Source organism: Psychrobacillus sp., assembly GCF_056205495.1.
The window spans coordinates 1-2,637 of record NZ_JBAEAP010000434.1 but is presented as its reverse complement, the minus strand read 5'-3'; the positions used below and the strand labels follow the sequence as shown (position 1 = coordinate 2,637).

At 35.2% G+C, this 2,637-nt stretch carries 2 protein-coding genes; both read left to right on the top strand.

Going from position 1 to position 2,637, the window contains the following annotated elements; genetic code table 11:
• On the top strand, positions 1–696 hold a 696-nt coding region (locus AC06OU_RS12665), incomplete at its 5' end, for an ABC transporter ATP-binding protein (protein WP_475856199.1).
• Positions 686–2,637 (top strand): FtsX-like permease family protein (locus AC06OU_RS12660; RefSeq protein ID WP_475856198.1); only part of this gene is annotated, 1,952 nt, incomplete at its 3' end. The genes AC06OU_RS12665 and AC06OU_RS12660, both read left to right, overlap by 11 nt.

The window sequence follows — 2,637 nt, the reverse complement described above, 5'->3', positions numbered from 1 at the left end:
TTAAAGGATATTGACATAGAAGTTCGAGAAGGAGAGTTTGTTGGAATTATGGGACCTTCGGGTTCAGGGAAAACAACGCTATTAAATGTCTTAGCTTCCATTGATAAAGTTACATCTGGATTAATCGAGATTAACAATAATAATCTTCAAAAAATGAAAGAACAGAAGCTTTCCAAATTTAGAAGAGAACAGTTAGGTTTTATCTTTCAGGATTATAATTTGTTGGATACACTAACAGTTAAAGAAAATATTTATCTACCATTATCTGTAGGAAAATCCTCTAAGAGCGAGGGGGAGGAAAAGATAAGGGAGATTACAACTCTGTTAGGAATAGAAGATATTCTAAACAAATATCCTAATGAGATATCTGGTGGTCAAAAGCAACGAACATCGGCAGCAAGAGCACTAGTTGGTAATCCTTCAATTGTATTTGCAGACGAGCCCACTGGAGCTTTAGATTCTAAATCGGCTACAGCGTTGTTAAGTAATCTAGAAAAAATAAACAAAGAAAAGAAAGTTACGATTATGATGGTAACGCATGACTCTGTAGCTGCGAGCTTTTGTTCACGTGTTCTATTTCTAAAGGACGGTCAAATATACTCGGAGTTGTATAAAGGTGATAAGGATCGCAAGCAATTTTTCCAAGAAATCATGAATACCCAAGGTGTATTAAGTGGTGATGGCTATGACGCTTAATCAATTAGTTCTAAGAAGTATGAGGAAAAATATAAAGAGTTATTATCTTTATGTCTTTGCTTTAGTCTTCAGTGTTTCATTATATTATTCCTTTGTCACATTACAGTATAATCCCGCAATCGTTAATGAAATCGGGACTGGAAGATCAGCAGCTGCATTAGAAACAGCTTCCTATTTATTATTATTTATTGTAACTTTCTTTGTACTCTATGCTAATAAGCTTTTTATGAACAGACGGAGCAAGGAAATAGGTTTGTACCAGCTAGTCGGAATGTCCAAGAGCCTAGTGGCTAGACTAATAGCAATAGAGAACATTATTCTCTGGTTCAGTGCGATTGTCATTGGTGTATTAGTAGGTTTACTTTCCTCCAGAATATTTGTCATGATTCTCTTGAAAATAGTAGAAAAGGATGCATTTGTCGAGCTCACATTTTCTATAGAAGCACTAATGACAACTGTAGTTGTTTTCTCCGTACTATTATTGATAGTTATTCTACAAACTGCAATAAGAATCAAAAGAGTAACTCTGCTAGCTCTCATTACAACTACTGCAGTCGCAGACGAGCGAGTCAAAAAGTTTAATGCCTTTCAGATGTTTTTAGGATTTATAGGGTTGATTTCTATAGGATATGGCTATTATTTATCGACGACACTATTAGATTTGGATAACTTACCATCTGCTAATGTACTGTTATTCAAAATGGTTTCTATCCTTGCTTTAACGATTGGCGGAACCTATTTTGTATTTCGATTCTCGGTAGCATTAATCTTAAATTTTGTAAGAAAAAGTAAAAAAGGTTTACTGTCTATTCAAGATGTATTGTCTTTATCCACAATCATGCACCGAATGAAGGCTAATGCCATGTCTCTGACTACTATTACAGTATTGTCCGCGACTACGCTAGCAATATTAACATTAACCTATATCTCTTACTATTCCACGGATTCAGTAGCAAAAGAGGCAGTACCTTATGATTATATAATGTATGAGGATACTGGCTTCGAATTGGTCGAGGAATTTGATAAAGAAGGTATTCAATATACCAGGTATGATATAGATTTACTAGAGGTTCCAGCAGATGTTCGCCCATTATTAGTCAAGGAGTCAGCATTAAATAAAAATTTATCCACAGAGCTAGGTATACAAGTTGTAAGCCTTAAGGCGATTCAAAATAAGCTTCCTAATATTCAATTACAAGAAGGGGAAGGCTATATACTGGGTTATGATAGTTTGAGTGCAGAAAACATAAGAATAGAATCACAAAAACCTATCCAGTTCAATACTTCTACAGGTAAAGAGGAAATATTTATTAAAGAAGCGATAGAAGATCGGTTAGTACCGGATTATCATAATTATGGTTTATTTACAGTTGTAGTGTCCGATTCTTTTTTTCAAAAGCTACTTAATGACCCTCTTACTGTGAATCAAAAAATAGTTGGTATGGATTTGAAGGAAGAAAATCAATTAATAAAGGCGCAAGAAGTATTTGAAGCCAATAAAGTGTCAGTGGAAATACCTATTCCAGGTAATGACCGAGCAACAAACACAGTCAGTGTAGAATCTCAGGAAGATTATCGTATAAAGATGTTAGACTCACTTGGAATGACTATTTTTATAAGTGGATTTTTAGGCTTAGCGTTTTTAATAGCTACGGGTAGTATTCTGTACTTCAAGCAAATGTCTGAGGCGGATGAAGAGAAAGGTACCTATAAAGTTTTACGAAAAATGGGCTTCACTACTAATGAAATTATGAGTGGGATCCGACGTAAGCAGCTGTTCAACTTCGGCTTTCCACTAATCATAGGGTTAGCACACAGTTATTTTGCAGTAAAATCGGGGTGGATTTTATTTGGCACCGAGTTGGTAGCTCCACTATTGATCACGATGGGTATATATATTGTTCTATACTCCATCTTTGCAATTCTTTCTGCAGGGTACTA